This window comes from Armatimonas rosea (assembly GCF_014202505.1).
Taxonomy (GTDB): Bacteria; Armatimonadota; Armatimonadia; order Armatimonadales; family Armatimonadaceae; genus Armatimonas; species Armatimonas rosea.
In genome coordinates this window covers 1-22,037 of record NZ_JACHGW010000011.1, presented here as the reverse complement: position 1 = coordinate 22,037, position 22,037 = coordinate 1, and the positions used below count along the sequence as shown (strand labels likewise).

Sequence of the window (22,037 nt, the reverse complement as noted above, 5' to 3'; positions counted from 1 at the left end):
TGTAGCCGATCACTCTCTCGGTGTCAATCAAGTCAGACAGTCTGAGCGATCCGAACCCGCCGCCCTTCGAGGCGTACGCGATCGGTTGCGATTAGCTGGAGTGCCTCGACATAGGCCGCGTGCTCCTCCGGGAGAATCCGTGCCGCCAGCGACTCCGGCGTGTCGTCGTCGAGCACCGCGACCGTGCGCTGGAGCAGAATCGGCCCGGTATCGTACTCGGCATCCACAAAGTGCACCGTGCAGCCGCTGACCTTGCAGCCGTAGGCGACCACCGCCTCGTGGACATGGTGGCCGTACATGCCCTTTCCCCCAAAAGACGGCAGGAGAGCGGGGTGGACATTGACAATCCGTGCCCGAAACCGCTCGACCACGGCCTCGGGGAGCTTACGCAAGTAGCCCGCCAGCGCGATCGTGTCGATCTCAGCCGCCTCCAAGGCCGCCAGCAAGCGGCTCTCGTAGGCGTCCCCCGTGGGCACCACCGCGACAGGAATCCCGGCTTCCTGGGCGCGAACCAGTGCTGGTGCATCGTCTTTCGTCCCGACAACCAAGCGGATTGTCGCCGCGAGCCGCCCGTCTTGGGTGGCGGCGTGGACCGCCATCAGGTTCGAGCCCCGCCCTTTTGTCCCCACAAACACCGCCAGCTTCACGCGCCCTCTTTCCCTGCCGTCTCCGGGTCGGTGGTGATCACCTTGCGGATATCGCTCTCAAATGTCTTCATAAACTCTTGCTGTGCCGCCAGCGCATCGTCGTCGGTGGTCACCCGTGGGCTCACGAGGCGGACAAAGGTCCAGCCGTTCTTATTGGGGAAGAGCCGCTCGGTCGCCATGATGAGCTGCTGGCGCATAAAGTCCGACTCGCTACGGTTCCCCGAGACAAAGAAGTAGCTCACGGTTGTCGTCGGCAGGCCCTTCTGTCCGGTGCTCAGCTCCACCTTGCTCCCGTCAAAGAGCATGTGCACCGCCTTGTCGTCGCGGCCGGCCCACGCGAGAGTGGTGTTGTCTTTCTTCAGCTCGACATAGCCGCCCGCGGGGAAGCACTGGTCGGGGCGGTGAGCAAACTCGCGGCGACCGTAGCGGCGGTAGACCACCAGGAGCTGCACGTGCTGGCCGTCGTCGCGCAGGTAGTCCCGGATCAGGTACGAGTCCGCTTCGGCCAGCGCGGGGTCGGACATATCGCCACCGGGGCTTGTCCAGCGCCCCTTCTCGGGAGCGATCTGGCGGACATCGGCGACAGGGGCTTTAAACTGCGCCCGCACCGAGGCAAAGAGCGAGACGACCAGAACACCGGCCATCATCCCCCCAAGGAGGGCCAGTTTGGGTGTTGGCCCCTCACGTCGCCAGGGCGTCTCGATGGGGTTTGCAGCCCACTCCGCCTGCTCTTTTTCGTGGCGCGCCTTCCACCACTTCTCGCCGCCAGAGACGCGCTCTAGGAAGCGGCCGATCGAGACCAGCAGGAGCAGCACGATGATAAAGAGCGGGTAGGGCGATGCATCGTGGAAGGTCCCCAGGCCGAACTTGGGGTCGTAGTAGGAGCAGACCAGCAAGAGAAGCGTGATACGGATGACATTGGCCGCCAGCGTGATGGGCAGCGCCAGCCAGAACAGCACCCACTTCCAGGAGAGCTTCAGGCGGGAGATGTAGGCCGTGATCGCGTGCAGCGCCTTGATGGCCATGAGCGAGTGAATCCCCGAGCACGGGTCGGCGATCTTGATGCGCACGGTCTCGCCGGTCTTGAGGAAGGGAAACTCCATGTCCATCCCAGAGCCCGCGATACTCAGGTGGAAGAAGTGCTCCACAATCCACTTGCTCCCTCCCGTGGCGATCAGGCGCAGCGGAAAGGAGATCGGCTGGGTCAGGCCGCCGGGGATGGGGAGGAAGAAGGTCAGGTAGGCGATGGGAAAGGCGAGCTCGCGGAGCCACGCCGTGCCACAGAGGTACCAGACCGCCCCCGCGAGGAAGATCGGAATCGAGAGCGGCGAGGGGCCATTGATATCGAGGGTCTTCTCCACGAGGTGCATCAGCAGCGCCACCGCCACCACCCCGAGCCCGCGCTTATCGGAGGTCAGCGGGATGCGGCGCAGCTTCTCACGCTTGTACCAGACAACCGCCGACGCAATCGGGATGATCAGCCAGCCATGGGTCGCACTGGGATCGGTCGCCCAGCGAAAGCCGAGGAAGCCCAGGGTAGACTGGTTCCCCTCCGCAAATCCCGGCATTCCCGGCCAGTTTCCCAGGCCATACAGCAGGAGAAAGAGGATCCCCAAGATGGCGGGTGCAAGGTAAGGGAAGGCCGGTTTTTGGTACTTTTTCGCGAGAGCGGAGTTTTCCAAAGACGCAGGCGTGGTAGACATGGTCTTATTATACGCCGCACGCCACCAATTCGTTACTGCCCTCGCAAGACTACGGGTCTTTTGGCGAGCCCTGAGCCCGATAGGTGTGTCTGCCGATACTGGGAACATGATCAGTATCTTCCCGACTCGCTCTACCACAAACTGTGTCCTTGTCTCCAGCGACCAGCGCAATCGCACCGAAGCGCGCCGTGAGATCGAGCAGTGGGCGGCCGAGCGCGCGCTCGAGCTACCGCGTCGTCCGCGGCGTCTTGCCCTGGTGGAGGACGATGCCGTGGTGGCGGAGTGGGTGGTGATCGAGCATCCCGAGCACCCGGAGCCGCCGCCGGTACAGTCGCAGCGCTTCCACACGCCTTTGACCCTCGTTTCGGGTGGGCGTGCTGCATAGAAATGACCTCGGGAGCGGTACAATGAGCTGTGCCGCCCCGCCCAACCACCGCGCCGCTTCCTGACCGAGAGGCCGCGCTCCGTACCCTTCTCAAGCGCCAGCTTCGCGCCGTGACCCTGCTTCTGGTCCGCCTGGTTGCCTGCGGCATTCTCCTCACGCTCCTCAAGCCACTCTGGTTCGCACGCCCGTGGCTGGGCAACCTCTTCTTTACCCTGGGAGCACTCCTGTGCGGGGTTCCTCTACTTCGGGATGCGGGACGCAACTGGAGCTGGAGGATCGCCTTGGGCGAGGCCTATGTCAATGCGCAGCGCTTCGACGACGCCCTAGCCGTCTTGGAGCCTCTTCGCAGTATTCAAGGGCAGCTCTTTGATCCCGGGGGGCACGGTGCTCGGCTCCTGAACCAGGCGAGGGCGAGCCAGCCCAGCACCCACGCGCCGTCGAAAGCGACAAAACAATGAAATCTCAGCGACCGTACTGGTGGAAGACATTTATGGGTGGCATCTTGCTCGCCGTTGTCATGGGGGCGCTAGGAGCCGCAATCTCACGCTACCTGGGTGCTCCGGAGTACTTCGGAGGGGCGATCGGTTTTTGCCTCGCAGGGCTAGCGGGGCTCTTTGCGCTCGCCGCCCGAATTGCCAACAAGCACTAAGCTTAGTGGGGAGCGAACCCGGTGCGCTATGGTAACATATCTACTATTGTGACTAAAAACGGGATTGCAACACCAGGGAAGGTCCAACCGTTCCCTCTCACCTGGCTCTGGGTGTTACTACCAGGAATCGTCTTGCTCTGGGCTCCCTTTCGACTTACGGTTCCCGTCTGGCTAGCCCCAAACTCCCAGGTCATTTTCCAGGCATGGATTCCCCTCGTGGTTGCGTTCCTCTGCTGGTCCCGACGCTCCGAGTGGCGGGAGACCGCTGCCGAGCTCGTCGAGCTCTTCCCCGACCCGAGAGATCCCCGGCGCAGTGGCAACTTAGTCTTGGTGCTCCTTGGGGGGCTCGGGCTCCTCTTTGGCCTGGTTGCAAGCATCCCGGCGGTCAGCATGTTCTGCCTCTGCTTGATGGTCTGCGGTGGGTGCTACGCACTCGCCGGTCCCTTTCTATTGCGCGTCGTTCTCTCTCCGCTGCTCTTTCTCTTCTTGATGGTGCCCTTCCCGTCGGGGCTCCTACAAAACCTGACCCTCCGTTTCCAGATGACCGGGGCCGCGATGCTCGGGGGAGCGCTAGAGCTCCTGGCGACCAAGAACCGCGTCCTCTTCACCGACGTGACCATGCAGGGGTCGGGCTATACGCTGCAAGTGACCCCCTCGCTCAGTGGCTTGGGAACGTTTTTCTTTGCGGTCGTGGGCACACTCGCCTATGTCATCTGGCGTCGAAGCTCCTTTGGGCGCGGGCTGGTTGCTCTGATTATTGCCGGATTTGTCTCCTGTGTCGTGAGCCTCCTGCGCCTCTTGACCCTAGGACTAATCGCAAATGGCAATCGCTCTGTCGCCGAGATCTGTGTTAAGATTCCCGCGCTCCCTGCCATTCTCCTGATCTGGGGGCTAACCTGGTTCTTTACACGGCGACTTCTCTCGCCACGCAACAAGGTTCAGCCTGAGGTAGACGCATGACCATCGATCCGCAACGCATCAAGCAGCTTGGGGTCTGCCTTGCTGTCTTTGCCGCAGCCGCTGTGTTTCTCGTGATCCGCCAGGGACGAAACGCGGACTGGCTCCTCACACCGCCCCTGACCGCGGGGAATTGGGAGGCGATAGACACGCCCCTGCCTCAAGAGTTCTTACTCAGCCTCGCCCTACCCAAGGCCCATGGTGTCGATTACCAGAGCCCCTTGGACGAGCATGTCACCTGCCAGCTGATCGCCCCACGCTCCTTTGAGGCCTACCGTGAGCCGGACATGTTCTCCCTGCTCCAGATCTCCGCACAGCGGAGCATCCCTCTGTTCGGCCCCGATAAGCCTATCCGGGCCTGGGTGCTAAAAGTCCCCAATCAAAAGTTTTGGGTCCTCTGCTACGCCTGGCTCCAGACCCCGAGCGGACAGACCAGCCTCTTTGGCGAGCGTGGCCTTCGCCAAGGAGTCCTCGACCGGCTCAACCTGGGGTGGTCCAGTGTGGTGCGGACGGAGCCCGTGTGCCTGGTCCGCCTCTACTGCAGAATCGCAGCAAACGACAAGAACGGGGTACAGGCGCGACGAAACCTTGACCTGATCGCCCGTAGCCTCTACGAGCAAAACACAAAGGGGGGCAAGTGAGACTCCTTTCTCGGTGCCTAGCAGCCCTCTGTATCGCTCCCTTACTCGGGTGTGCTCCCAAGATCTCGACCGGCGGTGAGGACAGCGACTTCTTGAAGGACTACACCCCTCCGACATCTACCGTGACCAGCACGCAGGTCTTCCCCTTGGCCCCTGGTAACTACTGGGAGATGGATGCGGTGAGCGATGGGAACCACCACCGACACAAGATCCTTGTCGCGGGTGCCAAGCAGGTGGGAGCAGCGACAGGCATGTATGTCCAGTACCTACGGGACGGCGCTCTCTGGCGGCAGGAGGTCTACCGCAACGACGAAAAGGGGCTCTACTTGCTCGCCTATGGGGAGAAAAAGCCCGAGCTTCTTGTCTTGGATCCCCCCCTGCCTATTCTTAAGCCGCGTCTGGATGAGGGCTCGGAGCTGACCTGGCGGGGCAATGTGGTCTTCCAAAACAAGAGATATCCGGCGACCGGGTTTAGTCGAATCTCCTCGCCTGAGACCCTGACGACACGCAAGGGGCGCTTCCAGGCCTACCGCCTCGACTCCGTGATTACCCTAGAGCGACCCGGAGAGAAAGCCCTGCATTTCCCTAGTGTTCGGTGGCTCTCCAAAGATATTGGCCTGGTCAGCCGCCAGTATGCCGACGGTGGGAAGCCCGCTGCGGAGGTGCTGGAGCAGTACATGGTGCAGGGAAAGTAGATGCAGCGTCTCACAAGGCTTGGTCCCTTTCTTCTGCAAGAGCGCCACTGGGTAATCCTTCTGCTGGTCTATGCCACGGCCTGGATCATCCCGTTCCAGTGGATGAAGGACTACTGGTTCCTGGAGTACCAGGTCACCGCGCCACAGCCCCTCGTGCTGCTTGGCTTTCCCTTCGCCCTCTGGGGAAGCCGTGCGCGGCTGGCCACACTCTGGGCGAACCTGAAGCGCAACGAGCGCTACTCGCACAAACGGACATCGGAGGGCAATGTCGGCCTTCTTGTCGTGGGCTGCCTCCTGTACTTTTTCGCGCACTTCTCTCGGCTCGCACTGGTCGGGATCTTGGGGCTTGTCCTCATGCTCCTGGGCGTGTTTGTCCGAACCTACGGACGCCGGATGCTCAAGGCGATCCCTGGCCCGATCGCCTACCTGCTCCTGGTGGTTCCCTGGCTCCCCGAGACCGCAGTCGGGGTGGTCAACCAGCAGTCCCTCAAGATCTACCTGAGCCTCATCACGTCGGTGCTCAACCGGATTGGCTTCTCTCCCCTCCTCGCGGGCGACCGGCTCCTTGTCAAGGGAGTCAGCGTTCCCATGAGCTTTGAGCTCTTTGGTGCCCAGGGGGTGTTTGCCGCTCTGCTCTTTTTCTGGGCCTACGGGCTCGCACGCACCCTTCCCGCCCGCCGCATCTTCCTCCAGGTGACCGTGGGGATGGCAGTGGCGTTCCTGGTGCACTTTCTACGGATGCTCCTCCTGTGCCTGCTGGCCCCCTCCAATCTCGCGGTGGCAACCCGGATTGCCGAGACCACTCCGTGGGTCTTTAGCGCCCTCTCGATCGCACTCACCTTTGTGATCCTTAAGATCGCCACAAAGATTCGGCGCCCCGCATGGCTGAGCCAGTTCTTCACGCTCCTGGAGCGCCTGAGCAGTGCGATACAGCGCCCCATGGACCGTGCCCTTGGGAGTGCTGCCCGGACCGGCCAAGGCGTTGGTAAGGGAGTCACGGTACTCTTTAGCCCTCTCACGTGGCTCTTGGACAAGGGGCTTGTGGGTATTGGGCGGCTCTTTAAAGTCCTAGGAAGCACGAATAAAGCCCTGGACAAAGCCCTTAAAAATAGCGACCGTAAGCGACAGCAGAGGAAAAAGTAGAGATGGTACCACGCTCTTTTGCAAAGATGACGGCGATTATCGCGGTAGCATCGGCCCTGAGTCTCTTCTCTCAGAAACGCCTGGAGTGGGCAGGAGGCTGGTTCCCTCCCGTGCCAGACAATGTGGGAACGTGGGAAGGGACGCAGCAGCCGGTCGCCCGCGACACGCTGGCCCTCCTGGGTTTTCCCCGTGCCCTACAGCGGGTCTATAGCAACGGCACCGGCGACAGCGTCCTTGCTACTCTGGTGACAGCCGGCCCCTTTGAGAACTTCCACGACCCGACTGTCTGTGTGGGAGGCAGTGGCTCCTGGGAGTTTACAGCACTCAAAGAGTTTCTTATCGATGGACTAGGAACCGCGCCGGTCCGCGCGATGATCTTCCGACGGCGCGATAACCCGAAGCTACGAATTATCATGTACTACTGGCAACAGAGCCGCGACGGTGCCACGACCTGCGAGCCGATGATGGGTAACTACCGCGACTTCCCCGCACGCCTCCGAACCGGCTTTGGCGCGGTCGTGCTGGGGCGGCAGTCGGTGCTCTTGCGTATCTACACGGCCTACTCCGAGGACGAAGACCCGGACGGTCTCAATGCTCAGCGTGGTGTGCATACCATCTCCAAGGCCTACTACCATGCCCTCCTCAAAGAAGGAAAGGAGGGCGCATGAGAGCTCTCACTGCCCTCACTCTGGGCTTACTCCTTCTCCCCGTAGGCTGTAAGAATGTCCGCGTTGCTAGTGGCAGCGACGATAAGTTCATCCACACGCCTCGGGAGCTCAATGCGCCTCCACCTCCCCTAGAGAAGACCCTCTTTCCCACCACGATTGGCAGCAAGTGGGTCTATCGCTTGGCAGAGGGCGAGACGGGACAAGAGACGATCATGGTCACAGGGACACGTCAGATCGACGGAACCAAGGCGATCGTCCTCTCGAGCAAGCGGGTCGGGCAGCCGGACCGCGAGGAGCTCTACGAGATCACCGAGGAGCAGATCAAGCAGCTCTCCGCGGGGGGACAGGACAAGGTAACTCTCAAGCCGCCGATGCCCCTGATCCAAGCCCCGCTCGCCTTCGATGCCGTCGTCTCCTGGCAAGGCGGTGTCGCGATGCGCGGGAGCCTCGTGCCAAGCACCTCGAAGTCGCGTCTCCGCTCGGTTGAGCAGGTCGTGGTTCCTGCAGGCACCTATACCACCTATCGGGTCGATACCAACCTCGAGGCACAGCTCAAGGAAGGGCCGGCCCGCTTCTGGACAACCCGCTGGTTTGCCCCCGGTATCGGTCCGGTGAAGATTCGCTATATCGTCAGTGCCCCGGGACAGCCCGACCATGCCTTTATGAAAGAGCTGGTGAGCTGTGATATCAAGCCCCTGCCCGTCTTGCCCGCACGGGGTCTGTACGAGCTGCGCTAGGCTTTAGCACTTTCGGCATACAACTTGCACAATGCCGAAGACATGAACACAGATCCCTTGGTCTCGGTTGTGGTGATCTTCTACAATCCGGGGCGCTTCTTCTCCATGGCGCTGGACTCCGTGCTGAGCCAGACCTACACGCACTGGGAGCTCCTGCTTGTCGACGATGGCTCGCAGGATGGCTCGTCGGAGCTGGCGCAGGTCTATGCCGCACGTCACCCTGAGAAGATTCGCTACTGTCAGCATCCGGGTGGGGTCAACCGTGGCATGAGCGCCACGCGTAACCTCGGGCTGGCGCAGGCCCAGGGCGAGCTGGTGGCACTCCTCGATGCCGACGATCTCTGGCTTCCCAACAAGCTCGCGGAGCAGGTGGGAATCCTCCGGGCCAACCCCGAGTCGGTCGCGTTGTTTGGCCGGAGCAAGATCTGGCACTCCTGGGACAGCACCAGCCCCCAAGCCGACTGGCTTAACCTGGGCAACCTAAGAGCCGATCGCCAGCTCTCCCCGCCCGAGATGCTGCTCCACTGGCTCCGCGACGAGAGCTTTCAGCCGTGTACGTCGGAGTTTATCGCCCGGACCGACATCCTCCGCGCGGTCGGGGGCTGGGACGAGAGCTTTAAGGGCCTCTACGAGGACAATGTCCTCTACACGCGCCTCTTTACGCAGTTCCCCGTCTACGCCGCCAGCAACACCTGGAGCCTCTACCGCCAGCACCCGGATAACTGCTGCCACCAGGCAATGGCATCGGGGGAGTGGGCGCTTGGTAAGCCCAGCCCGGCCAAGGAGAGAATTCTCCTCTGGATTCAGCGCTATCTCGACGATAATTCCCTCAACGACCCGGCGGTCACGCGCGCCCTCCGCGCGGCCCTCCTGCCGTTTCGCAACCCGGCGCTCTACCAGGCACGCCAGCTCCCGCGCCGGGTGGCTAATAAGCTCCGCTACTCCTTGGTGAAATAGATGCACACAACCCTCCACGACCGCTTCGCCGCCCAAGCCGCCCGCACGCCCGATGCCACGGCCCTCACCTTTGAAGGGCGCTCCCTCACCTACGCCGGGCTCAATGCCCGCGCCAACGCCCTCGCGCACCGGCTGATCGCCGAGGGAGTCGGCCCCGAGACCCTGGTCGCGCTCCTGGTCAACCGTGGCTTTGAGATGGTTATCGGGATCCTGGGCATCCTCAAGGCGGGAGGGGCCTATGTCCCACTCGATCCCGCCTACCCTACCGAGCGCCTCGCCTTCCAGCTCGCGGACTGTGAAGCGCCGGTCTTGGTGACCCAGCCCGGCATCGCTCTCCCCGAGACCACGGCGACCGTTATCGCAATTACCGATGAGCAGGCGGAGAACCCCGAGCCGCGTGCCCAAGCGGAGAACCTTGCCTACGTAATCTATACGTCGGGCTCCACGGGTCAGCCTAAGGGTTGCTTGGTCGAGCACCGCAATGTCCTGCCGCTCTTCGACAATCCCCACTTTGCCGCCACGGAGCGCGATGTCTGGACACTCTTTCACTCCTACGCCTTCGACTTCTCGGTCTGGGAGATCTGGGGAGCACTGCTGCACGGCGGCCGGCTGGTGATCCCGACGGATGCCGAGCGCAGGGCTGCCGATGCCTTTCACGCCCTGCTCCGCCGCGAGGGGGTGACGGTGCTCAACCAGTCGCCCACGGCGTTCTCCCAGCTCCTGGTGGCAGATGAGCGTGCCCCGAAGCTCGAATCCCTGCGCACGATTATTCTCGCGGCGGAGAAGCTAGAAGTCGCCAGCCTCAAGCCCTGGTTCGCCCGCTACGGCGACCAGTCCCCAGCGCTCTGGAACCTCTACGGCATCACCGAGACCACGGTCTTCGTGAGCTACCGGCGTATCCGCGCCGCCGACACAAGCTCCACCGCCAGCCCGATTGGAGGTGCCTTCCCCGGCTGGAGCATGCACGTGGTCGAGGGGGAGCTCTGGGTGGGCGGCGTGGGAGTGACCCGCGGCTATCTCAAGCGCCCCGAGCTCACGGCAGAGCGCTTTGTCACCCACCACGGCGAGCGGGTCTACAAGTCCGGCGACCTCGTCACTGTCCTCCCCGACGGTGAGCTGGATTATATAGGGCGGGCCGATCTCCAGGTCAAGCTCCGGGGGCACCGGATCGAGCTGGGGGAGATCGAGGCCGCCTTGGTGCAGTTCCCCGGCGTGCGGGGGAGCGCGGTCGCCCTGCACGACGAGCGGCTGGTGGGCTACACCCTCGGCCACGCCCCCGAGCCCAGCGCCCTCGCCAGCTTCCTGCGCGAGCGGCTCCCGGTCTACATGGTTCCAACGGTCTTTGTGCACTTGGAGAGCTTCCCCATGACGGTCAATGGCAAGCTGGACCGCCGTGCCCTGCCCGCGCCCCAGACAAGCCTGCCCCCCGCTTCTCGTCCGGCTGGGGAGACTCCCTTGGAGAAGATTCTCGCGCTCTGGCAGCGGGTCATCGGGACATCGGAGACGCTCACCGGCGACGATGTCTTCTTTGATATCGGCGGACACTCGCTGCTCTTGCCGATGGTGCGCGATGGGATCAAAGAGCTTTTCCAGGTTGAGCTGAGCCTCGTCGAGCTCTTTGAGTACCCCAGCGCCAAGGCACTCGCCCAGCGCATCCAAAACAGCTCCCCCATCCATGGGGGCGGGGGGGGCACCTCGCAAAACAGCCAGATTCGTGACCGAGCGGCACGCCAACGTGAAGCAATCGCTCGACTTCGCCGACACTAAAGGCGGAGAACTATGGACGACACACAGGGCATTGCCGTTGTGGGGCTCACGGGGCGCTTCCCCGGTGCCCCCGATCTGGAGACCTTCTGGCAGAATGTTAGCCAGGGGGTCTGCTCGCTTGAGCGCTTCCCAAAGACTGGCTCCCCCAATCTTGCGGGCGGGGGGGGCGACTATGTCCCCGTGCGTGGGACACTCGCCGGCGCGGAGGAGTTCGATGCGGGCTTCTTTGGCTTCCCGCCCCGTGAGGCCGAGGCGACCGATCCCCAGCAGCGGGTCTTCCTAGAGGCGTGCTGGAGCGCCCTCGAAGACGCCGGCTACGTCCCCGAGAGCTTTCCCGGCAGCATCGGGGTCTGGGCGGGGATGAGCAACAACACCTACTGGCACCTCGTCCGCCAGAACCCCGAGCTGGAGCGCACAGCGGGGGCGATCACCGTGATGCTGGGCAATGAGAAGGACTATGTCGCCCTGCGCACCGCCTACAAGCTCAACCTCCGTGGCCCCGCGGTCGCCCAAAACACCGCCTGCTCGACATCGCTGGTCGCCGTGGTCAACGCGGTCAATGCCCTCCAGTCGTTCCAGTGCGATATGGCGCTCGCCGGGGGGGTGGCGATCTACTCCCCCCAGGAGACCGGCTACACCTATGTCCCCGGGAGCATCCTCTCCCCCGACGGCACGGTCCACGCCTTCGATGAGAGCGCCAACGGCACGGTCTTTGGCTCCGGCGTGGGCGTGGTTGTCCTCAAGCGCCTGGAAGATGCCCTCAAAGACAACGACACGATCCACGCCGTGATCCGTGGTGCCGCGATCAACAACGACGGCTCGGATAAAGCGGGCTTCACTGCCCCCAGTATCTCCGGTCAGGCCGAGGTGATCGCGATGGCGCAAGCGCTCGCGGGGGTCAGCGCCGATGAGATTAGCTATATCGAGACCCATGGAACCGGCACGCAGCTCGGCGACCCTATCGAGATCGCCGGTCTCACCCGCGCCTTCCGCGAGACCACCGACGCCACCCAGTTCTGCGCACTGGGCACGCTCAAGCCCAATATCGGGCACCTCGATGTGGCATCGGGGGTGGCCGGCCTGATCAAGACCATCCTCGCCCTCAAGCACCAGCAGCTCCCGCCCGCGATCAACTTCCATAAACCCAACCCCAAGATCGAGTGGGCCGGCAGCCCGTTTTTTGTCAATACAAAGCTGCGCCCCTGGCAAGCCGAGACGAGAATCGCCGGAGTCAGCTCGTTTGGCTTTGGCGGGACGAATGCACACGTGGTGGTGAGCGAAGCACCGAAATTCAGCTCTCCGGAGCCATCTCCCCGCGCCTTAGAGCGCCTCCCCTCTTCCCCTAGTGCTCCTTCGTCGCGGGAAGAGGGGCAAGCGAAGCGGGAGGATGCAGCCTCTCTTCCCGGCGAGGCACGAGCCATGAGGGGAAGAGAGGTGGCGAGCCCTAGCGAGTCGGAGAGATGGCTCCTCCCTCTCTCCGCACGCTCCGAAGCTGCCGTTGAGAACGCGGCGGCGAACTTGGCACGGCACTTGGAGAAGCACCCTGAGCTCTCGCTCGCCGACGTGGCCTACACGCTCCGGGTCGGGCGGCGGGAGTTTGCCCACCGCCGCGCGGTGAGTGTCACCGACCACGCCGAGGCGATCGCCGCCCTCACCGACAAGAAGCGCGGCGCATGGGGAAAGGCCCTCGAAACTCCGTCCGTGGTCTTTCTCTTCCCTGGCCAGGGCTCGCAGAGCTGCGGGATGGGTAAGGGGCTCTATGAGACGAGTGCTGTCTATCGGGCTGCCGTAGACGATTGCGCGGCGCTTCTGAAAGCACCTCTGGGCCTCGATATCCGCGACATTATCTTCGGCGACGACGAAGCCGCGCTGAGCCAGACCGCGATCACGCAGCCCGCGCTCTTTGTGATCGCCTATGCTGCGGCGAAGTACTACGAAGCGCACGGCATCACCCCCAGCGCGATGCTGGGCCACAGCCTTGGGGAGTATGTCGCGGCGCACCTAGCGGGGGTTTTCTCGCTCCCAGATGCCCTTGCCGTTCTCGCCGAGCGGGCACGGCTGATGCAGAGCCTTCCCGGTGGAGCCATGCTGGCCGTGCGCCTGCCCGAGGCGGAGGCTGCCCCACTCTTCGCCAAGTTCGGGCTCTCACTCGCGGCGGTCAATGGCCCCCAGCTCTGTGTGGCCTCGGGGACATTCGAGCAGGTCGCGGCCCTGGAAGCGACCGGGATCGCGGGCAAGCGCCTCAAGACATCGCACGCCTTCCACTCCGCCATGACCGAGCCGATCTTAGCCGAGTTCGAGCGTTTTGTGGAGTCGGTGCCGCGCCATGCGCCGACGCAGCCGATTGTCTCGACCCGCACCGGCACCTGGCTCACCGCCGACGATGCCCTGTCGCCGCGCTACTGGGCTGAGCAGCTACGCCACGCCGTGCGCTTCGACGATGCCCTCTCGGTCTTGCTGGCAAACCCAAGCTCGGTCTTAGTGGAGTGCGGCCCCGGGCGCATCCTCACGACCCTGGCCAAGCAACGCCCCGAGAAACCACGCACCCTCACCACCGACGACGACCCGCTGGCCCAGCTCTGGGCGGCCGGTGTCCCCCTGCCCGAGCCCACCGCCGCTCGCCGCGTCTCCCTACCGACCTATCCCTTTGAGCGCCAGCGCTACTTCGCGCAGCCCAAAATCGAACCGACCTCTGAGATCACCACGCCTATGTCCACACAAACCGTCACCGACCGAAAACCCCGCCTGCTCGCCGAGATTCAGGAGACCCTCTCCGATCTCTCGGGCATGAACGCCAGCGACCTCACCGCCGATGCCAGCTTCTCCGAGCTGGGCTTTGACTCGCTGTTCTTGACCCAAGCGGCGCAGGCACTCTCCAAACAGTTCGGGGTCAGCCTTGCCTTCCGCCAGCTCATGGAGGAGCTCTCGACCCCCGCCGCTCTCGCCGGCTACGTGGATGGCTTGCTGGCACCGGAGCCGGAGCTCACCTCTCCCCCAGTCCCTCACCTAAAGGCAAGGGGAGTAGAAACCCCGCCTCTTACTCCCCCCTTGCCTTTAGGTGAGGGGGGCTGGGGGGGAGAGGTTGGCTCCGTTCAGTCCCTCGTCGCCCAGCAACTCGCGATCATGCAGCAGCAGCTCGCCTTGCTCGCAGGTGGCGTGATGACGGCCCAAACCGTCCCTGTCGTAGCCCCGGAGCCTGTCAAGCCAACGCTAAATATTGCATCTGCGCCCAACGTCCCCCAGAATCCAACCGCAGAGCCCCCCCGCCGGGCGGGGGATGGGGGGGAGGCCCCCAGTGGCGGCAACCATGGACCGTTCCGACCAATCCAGAAGACCACGACCGATGAGTTCACGCCCCAGCAGAAGGCGCACCTAGCGGAGCTGACGGCGCAGTATCTGGCCAAGACCCGAAAGTCCCGCGAGTACACGATCCAGCACCGCCAAAAGCTCTCCGACCCACGTGCCGTGGCGGGGTTCAAGCCGTTCTGGAAAGACCTGGTCTACCCGATCGTCGCCGAGAGCTCCAAGGGAAGCCAGATTGTCGATGTCGACGGCAATAAGTATGTCGACATGACCATGGGCTTTGGGCTGAACTTCTTTGGACACGGCCCCGACTTTCTGATCGAGGCGGTCAAGAAGCAGCTGGACCTGGGGATCGAGGTAGGGCCGCAGTCGCCGCTGGCGGGGCCAGTCGCCGAGAAGCTCTGCGCCTATGTCGGGGCCGAGCGGGCGATCTTCTGCAACACCGGCTCCGAGGCCGTGATGGCCGCGGTCCGTGCCGCTCGGACGGTCACCGGCCGGGATAAAGTGGTGATGTTCTCGGGAGCCTACCACGGAGTCCACGATGAGGTCCTGGTGCGCGGCAACGGGCGTGGCAAGTCGTTTCCGATCGCCCCGGGGATTCCCAATCGCGCGGTCTCGGAGACCATTATTCTTGAGTACGGCTCCGACGAAGCCCTCCAGACCATTCGCCAGCGCGCCGGTGAGATCGCGGCGATCCTGGTCGAGCCGGTGCAGAGCCGCCACCCCGACCTGCGGCCCTATGAGTTCGTGAAGACCCTCCGAGCGCTGGCCAGTGAGCATGAGATCGCCTTTGTCTTCGATGAGATCGTCAATGGCTTCCGCCTGGGCCGACGCGGCGCGGCGGGGGTCTACGAGATCGAGCCGGACATGCAGACCTTTGGTAAGATCCTCGGGGCGGGTATCCCGATTGGGGCACTCACGGGCAAGGCCAAGTTCCTCGATGCCTTCGATGGCGGGCAGTGGGAGTACGGCGACGACTCGTTCCCCTCGGTGGGGATGACGTTCTTTGCGGGAACCTTTGTCCGCAATCCTATCGCCATGGCCGCCGCCAACGCCGTGCTGGATCGCCTCAACGCCGACCCGAATATCGCCGAGCGTATCTCCGCGCGGGGCGAGCAGTTCGGGGCAAAGCTGGACGCGATCCTCAAGAAGTGGGGGGTCCCCTTCCCGCTGGAGCGCTTCCGCTCGATGTTCTACCTCAATACCCACGGCGCGACTGTCGGCGGGCTACTCCACTTCCACCTGCGGCTCCGCAATGTGCACATCTGGGAGAACCGACCATCGTTCCTCTCGACCGAGCACACCGATGCCGACCTGGACTTCATTCTGGATGCCTTCGAGCAGTCCTGCGCGGCGATGGCGGAGGGAGGCTTCCTGACGCCTCCCGCTCCCGTGACGCTTCCCACGACACCGCAGCAGCGTGAGGTCTGGCTGGCGGCGCACGAAAGCGAGACCGCCTCGCTCTCCTACAACGAGTCTATCGGGGTGCACCTCGACGGCGACCTCGACACCGACAAGCTCGCCAGCAGCCTCCAGCGCATTGTCGAGCGCCACGGTGCCCTGCGCGCCACCTTCAGCGACGATGGCACGACCCAGACCATCGCGCCCTCTCTGACGCTGGAGATACCGATCACCGAGACCAACGAGACAGGGCTAGAACAGCTCCAGAAAGACGAGGCCTCCCGCCCTTTTGACCTGGCGCACGGGCCGCTTCTGCGCGCCCGGCTCGTGCGCATAACGTCCCCCCTAACCCCCGCCGGGCAGGGGGACAATGAGGAACTACCTTGTATCCCCCCCGTTGGACGGGGGTTGGGGGGGAATCGCCATGTTCTGCTTCTGACGGCGCACCACATTGTCTGCGACGGCTGGTCGTGGGCGGTGGTGCTGGATGAGCTCGCCAAGGGCGTGGCGGGTAAGCCCCTGCCTGCCCCCTACAGCTTCGTGGAGTTCGCTCAGAAGCCCAGCAGCGACTCCGATCTCGCGTGGTGGAAGGCGCAGCTTGCGACGGTAGAGCTCGCGCCCCTCGCCCTGCCGACCGACCATGCCCGCCCAGCTGTCTTTACCTACCGCGGCGACCGCATCCACCGTACCCTCCCCGAGAGCCTAACCGCCCCGCTCCGCAAGCTCTCGGGCAAGCAAGGGGCAACCCTCTTTGCGACCCTCTTCACCGCCTACGAGACCCTCCTGCGCCGCCTCACGGGCCAGAGCGAGCTTGTGATCGGCGTGCCGTCGGCGGGCCAAACAACCGTAGAGACCGACGCGCCCCTCGTCGGTCATGCTGTCAACTTACTCCCCATCCCCCTGGCTCCCCCAATCCTGGGGGCGGGCGGGGCTACATTCACCCAGCTCCTCGCGCAACGCAAGCGGCAGATTCTCGATGCCTTCGACCACCGCGACTGCACCTTTGGGACCCTGGTCAGTGCCCTGAGCCTGCCCCGCGACCCGAGCCGCAACCCGCTGGTCTCGACCACTTTCAACTTGGAGCGCACCGGCGGCGGCGACCTGGGCTTCGTCGGTCTTAGCAGCCACATGAGTAAGGCCCCACGGGTCGCCTACCAGTTTGAGCTGGGCTTTAACCTCGTGGACGATGGCAAGACAATCGAGGTGGAGGCGAGCTACAACACCGATCTCTTCTCCGCGGAGACCATCACCCGCTGGCTGGCACACTTTGAGACGCTCCTTGAAGGCATCGTCGCGCAGCCGGAGCGCGAGCTCACGACACTTCCCCTGCTCACGCCAGAAGACGCGGCACAGCTTGCGGCCTGGGGCGATGGCGGAAAGCGAGAGCGGAGCTTCGCGCCGCTCGCAACACTCTTTGCCGAGCAAGCCGACGCCACACCGGATGCGCTCGCAGTGACCGATGGCACGCAGTCCCTCACCTATTCCGAGCTAAAAGCCAGCGCCGACACCCTCGCCGCCCAGCTTCGCGAGCTTGGTGTCCAGCCGGGGCACGGGATCGCGATCGAGCTTCCTCGCTCGCTCCAGACCATCACCAGTGTCCTTGGGGTTCTCACGGCAGGCGCGTACTATGTCCCCATCGACCCCGCCTACCCGGAAGAGCGCCGGGAGTGGCTACGAAAGGACAGCGGCGCAGTCGCGGTGATTAGCCATCTCCCCGGCTCGTCCCTCGCCACCCCTCTTCCCTTGTTCGCTCCTTCGTCGCAGGAAGAGGGGCAAAAAATGGGGAAGGTGTCAGTCCCTCTTCCCAACGAGGAACGAGTGATAGGGGACGAGGGAGGCCGTCTCAGCGGCAGGGAGATGGCCCAAGCCACCCTCCTCTACACCTCTGGCTCCACGGGAACCCCCAAGGGCGTGCAGATTACCCAGACAGCCATTGCACGCCTCGTCAAAGACGCCGACTGGCTAGAGTTTGAGAACCAGACCTTTCTGTTCCACTCCGCCTTCGCCTTCGACGCCACGCTACTGGAGATCTTCGGGCCGCTCCTCAACGGCGGCAGGCTTGTTGTCGCTCCCGAGGGGCCGCGGACGCTCTCGGAGCTCGGGGAGACGGTGCGTCAAAACGGCGTGACCACGCTCTGGTTGACGGCAGGCCTGTTCCATGCCCTCGTGGACTCGGGGCTCTCAGACTTTGCCGGGGTACAGCAGCTCCTCGCAGGCGGCGATGTGCTCTCCACGCCCCATGTGGCAAAGGCACTGGCCGAACTCCCCAACACACGCTTCTTCGATGGCTACGGCCCGACAGAGAACACGACGTTCACCTGTGTCCACGCCATCACGGAGGCCGATACGCAGGGCGTGAGCATCCCCATCGGCAAGCCCGTCACCGGGACGACCGTTCGGATTCTCGACTCCCACAACCAGCCCTGTCCGCTCGGCGTTGTCGGAGAGCTCTGCACCGGCGGCGCTGGTCTGGCACTCGGCTACCACAACGCCCCCGAGCGTACAGCAGAGAGGTTTATTACGGTCGGTGGGGAGCGCCTCTACCGCACGGGTGATCTCGCCCGCTGGCAAGCCGACGGCACCATCGCGTTTCTCGGTCGTGCCGACGCACAGGTCAAGATTCGAGGAAATCGTGTCGAGCTCGGCGAGCTGGAAGCAGCCCTCTGCCGCCTTCCCGGAGTCCGAGAGGCCGCCGCCCTCGCCCCGACAGACACCCACGGGAGCCGCACCCTGGTCGCCTACGTGGTCGCCGAGACAGACCCCGCGGCGCTCAAGCAAGCCCTCCAGCTCACCCTCCCGCCCTACTTGGTGCCCTCGACGATCGTCGCGATCGACGCACTTCCCCTCACCGCAAACGGCAAGGTAGATAAGGCCAAGCTCGCCTCCCTACCCACCTTCGGAGAGGGAGGGTCGCCGAAGCGAGGAACGAGCGCAGGCGGGGTGGGTTCTGGTGGGGTGGGTTCTGGCGGGGAGAGGCTAGGCGGCAAACTAGAAGCACTCTTCGCCGAGGCACTCGGCTTGGAGTCCGTCTCCCCCGACGACGACTTCTTCGCCCTAGGCGGCGACTCCCTCAAAGCCATCCGGCTCTTCGCACGGGTCGAGGCCGAGTTTGGCAAGCGCCTCCCCCTCTCCGCCCTCTTCGCCACACCAACCCCCACGGGAATCGCCACCCGCCTCGCCCCCCATCCTGACCCTCTTCCCAACCACCCAGAGGGTACCCGACGAGTGGCAGGGGAAGAGGGTCGCCGTCTCAGCGGCGGGGAGATGGCAAGCCGGGAGCTGCCGCGCGGCACCCTTGTCCCGATCAATCCCCATGGCAAGCGCACGCCGCTCTTCCTGATCCACCACGTCCAGGGAATTGTCGTCCTCTACCACGACCTCGCCAAGCACCTTGGCGTGGACCAGCCGGTCTTTGCGATCGAGGCGGCGGGCATGGACGGCGAGACAGAGCCGCACCAGTCCCTCCCCGAGATGGCCCGCGACTACGCCGCCCTCATCCGTGCCCATTTCCCCGCGGGGCCGTACCGTGTGGCGGGGTTCTCGTCGGGGGGGATTGTCGCGCTGGAGGTGGCTCGTGCACTCCGAAGCGACGGCCATGTGGTAGAGTTTGTCGGGATGTTCGATAGCTACGCCCCCGAGTACCACCGCCAGAACCCGGAGTTTACCAACCCGGAGACAACCGGCCAGCGGCTCGCGGCGCACTTCAACATGTTCCGCAAGCTGGACACCAAGAGCCAAGGCGAGTACCTGAAGCGCCGGCTCCAAAAAGTCCAGGACCGTCTCAAGCCCACAGCAACCACCGAAGAGCCCGACCAGGCGTTCTGGGAGGCGCTCGGGCGGGTGCGGCAGGCGCAGGAGGCCGCGATCCACGCGCACTACCCGGAGCCCTACGACGCTCCCGTGACCCTCTTCCGAGCCACGGAGCACAGCGCCCCCTGGGACGAGCTTCTCTTCTGGGGCGAGGCGCTCCCCCAAGTGGAGCTCTGTGATATCCCCGGCGACCACCACCTGCTGATCCAGGAGCCGTTTGTGCGCACCCTCGCCGACGAGCTTACCCAGCGCCTCGCGCCGCCCGAGCTCCGGCTCATTAAGGCGGCATGACACAAGTAAGCGCCCCCGAGGGGGTCGTGGTCTGGCTCCTGGAGCTCGATACCACGGCCCCTCTTGGCTACCTCTCCCCCGATGAGCAGGCGCGTGCCGCCCGCTTCCGGTTCGAGCGGGACAGGCGGCGATACCACGTCTGCCGGAGTGCGCTCCGCGTGGTGCTGGGCGAGAGGCTTCAGGTCCCGCCCGAGGCGCTGGAGTTTACCTACGGCCCACAAGGAAAGCCTGAGTGCACAGGAGCGACATTCAATGTCTCGCATAGCAATGGCCTGGCCCTGATCGCACTGGGCGCAGACGGAGTCGATATTGAGGAGATCCGCCACGATATCGAGCCACAGAGCCTTGGGCGGAGTGTCTTCACCCCCGCGGAGCTCTCCCATATTCACTCTGTCGAGGACTTCTTTCTCGCCTGGACCGCCAAGGAGGCGCTCATCAAGGCCGAGGGCAGCGGGTTTTCATCGCCCTTGCTCAAGCGCACGGTCTGGCCTGCGCTGGAGCCCGCGCTCGCAGAGCGCTTCACCCTAGTGCGCCTCGACGTGCCCCCCGGCTTTGCCGCGGCGCTCGCCCTTCAAAAGACAAAAAAAGCCGCCAGACAGCTGTCTGGCGGGTCTTAGTCTCGTCTCGCTCTCAGCTCTAAGGGGACTTAGAGCGTCGCACTATATTTATTGGTAATTGTACGAGCCTTCTTCAGTATTTTTTTCAGGGCCGCCAGACTCGCCCCAGCGCCAGCATCTGAACCTCACTCGCCCCGTGCTCCAGCAGGAGCTGCCGACAGGCACGCAAAGTCGCCCCGGAGCGCGCGATATCATCCAGAAGCAGCACCGCCCTCCCGGAAAAGAGCTCCGCGCTCACGACCTCAATCGTCTCCCGGTGAAGATGGACGTAGCTCGGGCCGCCGTAGCCGATCCGCCGAATCTTAGTGTGCCGTCGCAGGCAGCTCGTGGCGTCCACGCGCTCCCCCAGCGCCGCAAGTTTTTGGGCGAGCGCACGGATCGGGGTCTCGGTGACAAACGGGTCGTGCGACGGTGCCACGGCAACGGCGATCCCGTCGGCCAGCATCGGGCTAAGCTGCTCGGCAAAGCGTTTGAGCGGCCACTTGCGCTCGTTGTTGAGTGCATCCACCCAGCGCGTGAGCTGCGCCGCGGCCTTGGCATCCTTGAGCTCCCGCGCACTGTAGCCGCTCTCGCCGCCCTCTTTGACAAAGCGCAGCATCCCTCGGGTCTCCAGGTTCTGCTTAATCGCCAGATAGTCGCCCAGAGTGACAATTTTCTCCAGGTTCTCACGCTCGGAAAACGCATCGGCAAAGACAGCCATACCGCTCTATTTTACTCTATCGAGAAGGCGGTCTCCAATGCTCCAAAAGCCAGAGACAGCCTCACAAAGGGTCGGTGTTTCCGAGACGGCATCTGTCTCAAAAGCCTAAGTTCAGAATCACCATGAACAGGTTACATACAGACAGTACCTAGGTAGTTCAAACTTTTTTTGCGATTAACCTAAAGCCCTAAGTACAGGACAAAAATTGTAGGGCTAACATTCCCTGATTTTCGTTGATAGTTCTACATAATTTAAGAGCCAACGGCTGTAGCCAATCAAGCCCCAGACGAAAGCGAGAGATGGGCAGACGACCATGCTTCTTCAACTTCAATTGGATCGGAGAAAATAGCCATATACCAGATACTGCAGCCCATGTATAGGCTAGGGCCACAAGAGCAACCAAGCGGGCAAGACGGTCGGGAGCACTCACATGGGTGGCCTCAAGATCAAAACCACGACTCTTCAGGCTGCCGAACAGGGTCTCGATTCCCCAGCGTTTGGCATAGATTTCAAGACCTGAATCAAAGTTACTTACCACGATTAAGTAATCCCCGTCTGGTAGGCGCGTTCCACAGACAAACCGAGGCGTGCCAAGAACAAGCCGTTTACCCAACTTCCGAGGGCGTTGAAGAGCAGCGTTTCGGAACAGCCAACTGGAACAACAGAGTTCGCCACGTCCATTGGCAACCAAGAGGTTGGACTTGGCGCGAAAACAGTAGTTAATCTTTTGGCTCTCCAAGTACGTCAGAAACCCACGGCTGAGAAACTCGCGATCCGCCAAAAGACAGGAGATATTCTGTGCTCCAAAAAGGCGGATGAAACGCTGAATCAGCTCGATACGTTCCGCGGTGTTGCTACTACCCGTTTTACCCAACTGTACGGACGATTTCATAAAGCTGGTATCCTTGCCGGGAGTGTAGTTGGATGACAAGTGGGATCTAGTAGAGCCAGAGCAGCCTCGAAATC

Annotated in this window: 17 protein-coding genes; 13 read left to right on the top strand and 4 right to left on the bottom strand. The window is 63.4% G+C overall.

The window, feature by feature from the left end; translation table 11 throughout:
• Positions 1-32: 32 nt before the first annotated feature.
• Both purN and HNQ39_RS28830 read right to left on the bottom strand, forming a co-directional pair.
• Positions 33-647: a phosphoribosylglycinamide formyltransferase gene (gene purN, locus HNQ39_RS28835; RefSeq protein ID WP_184204074.1), complete on the bottom strand. Its 615-nt coding sequence runs from the start codon at positions 645-647 to the stop codon at positions 33-35.
• A complete protein-coding gene (locus HNQ39_RS28830; protein WP_184204073.1) occupies positions 644-2,350 on the bottom strand; it encodes an exosortase C-terminal domain/associated protein EpsI in 1,707 nt (568 codons plus the stop codon). The genes purN and HNQ39_RS28830 overlap by 4 nt, the downstream gene beginning before the upstream one ends.
• 106 nt (positions 2,351-2,456) lie before the next feature.
• Here HNQ39_RS28830 and HNQ39_RS28825 point away from each other — a divergent pair, with 106 nt between their 5' ends.
• The 13 genes from HNQ39_RS28825 to HNQ39_RS28765 are packed head-to-tail and all read left to right on the top strand — an operon-like array spanning position 2,457 to position 20,371.
• Positions 2,457-2,735 carry a hypothetical protein gene (locus HNQ39_RS28825; protein WP_184204072.1) on the top strand — a complete coding sequence of 93 codons (279 nt, stop codon included), beginning with the start codon at positions 2,457-2,459 and terminating at the stop codon, positions 2,733-2,735.
• A gap of 29 nt (positions 2,736-2,764) precedes the next feature.
• On the top strand, positions 2,765-3,193 hold the full coding sequence (locus tag HNQ39_RS28820) for a hypothetical protein (RefSeq protein ID WP_184204071.1): 429 nt from the start codon (positions 2,765-2,767) through the stop codon (positions 3,191-3,193).
• Entirely contained in the window at positions 3,190-3,384 is a 195-nt protein-coding gene (locus HNQ39_RS28815) for a hypothetical protein (RefSeq protein WP_184204070.1), read from the top strand. The genes HNQ39_RS28820 and HNQ39_RS28815 overlap by 4 nt, the downstream gene beginning before the upstream one ends.
• A gap of 48 nt (positions 3,385-3,432) precedes the next feature.
• A complete protein-coding gene (locus HNQ39_RS28810; RefSeq protein ID WP_184204069.1) occupies positions 3,433-4,344 on the top strand; it encodes an archaeosortase/exosortase family protein in 912 nt (303 codons plus the stop codon).
• Positions 4,341-4,982: a hypothetical protein gene (locus HNQ39_RS28805; RefSeq protein WP_184204068.1), complete on the top strand. Its 642-nt coding sequence runs from the start codon at positions 4,341-4,343 to the stop codon at positions 4,980-4,982. Before HNQ39_RS28810 ends, HNQ39_RS28805 begins: the two co-directional genes overlap by 4 nt.
• Positions 4,979-5,677 carry a hypothetical protein gene (locus tag HNQ39_RS28800; protein WP_184204067.1) on the top strand — a complete coding sequence of 233 codons (699 nt, stop codon included), beginning with the start codon at positions 4,979-4,981 and terminating at the stop codon, positions 5,675-5,677. Before HNQ39_RS28805 ends, HNQ39_RS28800 begins: the two co-directional genes overlap by 4 nt.
• Positions 5,678-6,820, top strand: coding sequence for an archaeosortase/exosortase family protein (locus tag HNQ39_RS28795; RefSeq protein ID WP_184204066.1), 1,143 nt, complete (start codon positions 5,678-5,680; stop codon positions 6,818-6,820).
• A gap of 2 nt (positions 6,821-6,822) precedes the next feature.
• Entirely contained in the window at positions 6,823-7,488 is a 666-nt protein-coding gene (locus HNQ39_RS28790; RefSeq protein WP_184204065.1) for an exosortase-associated EpsI family protein, read from the top strand.
• Complete coding sequence (locus tag HNQ39_RS28785; RefSeq protein ID WP_184204064.1) at positions 7,485-8,225, top strand: hypothetical protein; 741 nt, start codon at positions 7,485-7,487, stop codon at positions 8,223-8,225. Before HNQ39_RS28790 ends, HNQ39_RS28785 begins: the two co-directional genes overlap by 4 nt.
• Before the next feature lie 42 nt (positions 8,226-8,267).
• Positions 8,268-9,182, top strand: a complete 915-nt coding sequence (locus HNQ39_RS28780) for a glycosyltransferase family 2 protein (RefSeq protein ID WP_184204063.1) — start codon at positions 8,268-8,270, stop codon at positions 9,180-9,182.
• Positions 9,183-10,949, top strand: coding sequence for an amino acid adenylation domain-containing protein (locus HNQ39_RS28775; protein WP_184204062.1), 1,767 nt, complete (start codon positions 9,183-9,185; stop codon positions 10,947-10,949).
• A gap of 12 nt (positions 10,950-10,961) precedes the next feature.
• Positions 10,962-19,754: a non-ribosomal peptide synthetase/type I polyketide synthase gene (locus HNQ39_RS28770; protein WP_184204061.1), complete on the top strand. Its 8,793-nt coding sequence runs from the start codon at positions 10,962-10,964 to the stop codon at positions 19,752-19,754.
• Positions 19,751-20,371: a 4'-phosphopantetheinyl transferase family protein gene (locus tag HNQ39_RS28765; RefSeq protein ID WP_184204060.1), complete on the top strand. Its 621-nt coding sequence runs from the start codon at positions 19,751-19,753 to the stop codon at positions 20,369-20,371. Before HNQ39_RS28770 ends, HNQ39_RS28765 begins: the two co-directional genes overlap by 4 nt.
• Positions 20,372-20,456: 85 nt before the next feature.
• On the opposite strand, the gene HNQ39_RS28760 is transcribed toward HNQ39_RS28765, so the two are convergent.
• Together HNQ39_RS28760 and HNQ39_RS28755 are read right to left on the bottom strand one after the other, a co-directional pair.
• Positions 20,457-21,071: a ComF family protein gene (locus HNQ39_RS28760; RefSeq protein ID WP_184204059.1), complete on the bottom strand. Its 615-nt coding sequence runs from the start codon at positions 21,069-21,071 to the stop codon at positions 20,457-20,459.
• 187 nt (positions 21,072-21,258) lie between these two features.
• On the bottom strand, positions 21,259-22,037 hold a 779-nt coding region (locus HNQ39_RS28755), incomplete at its 5' end, for a transposase (protein ID WP_221290450.1).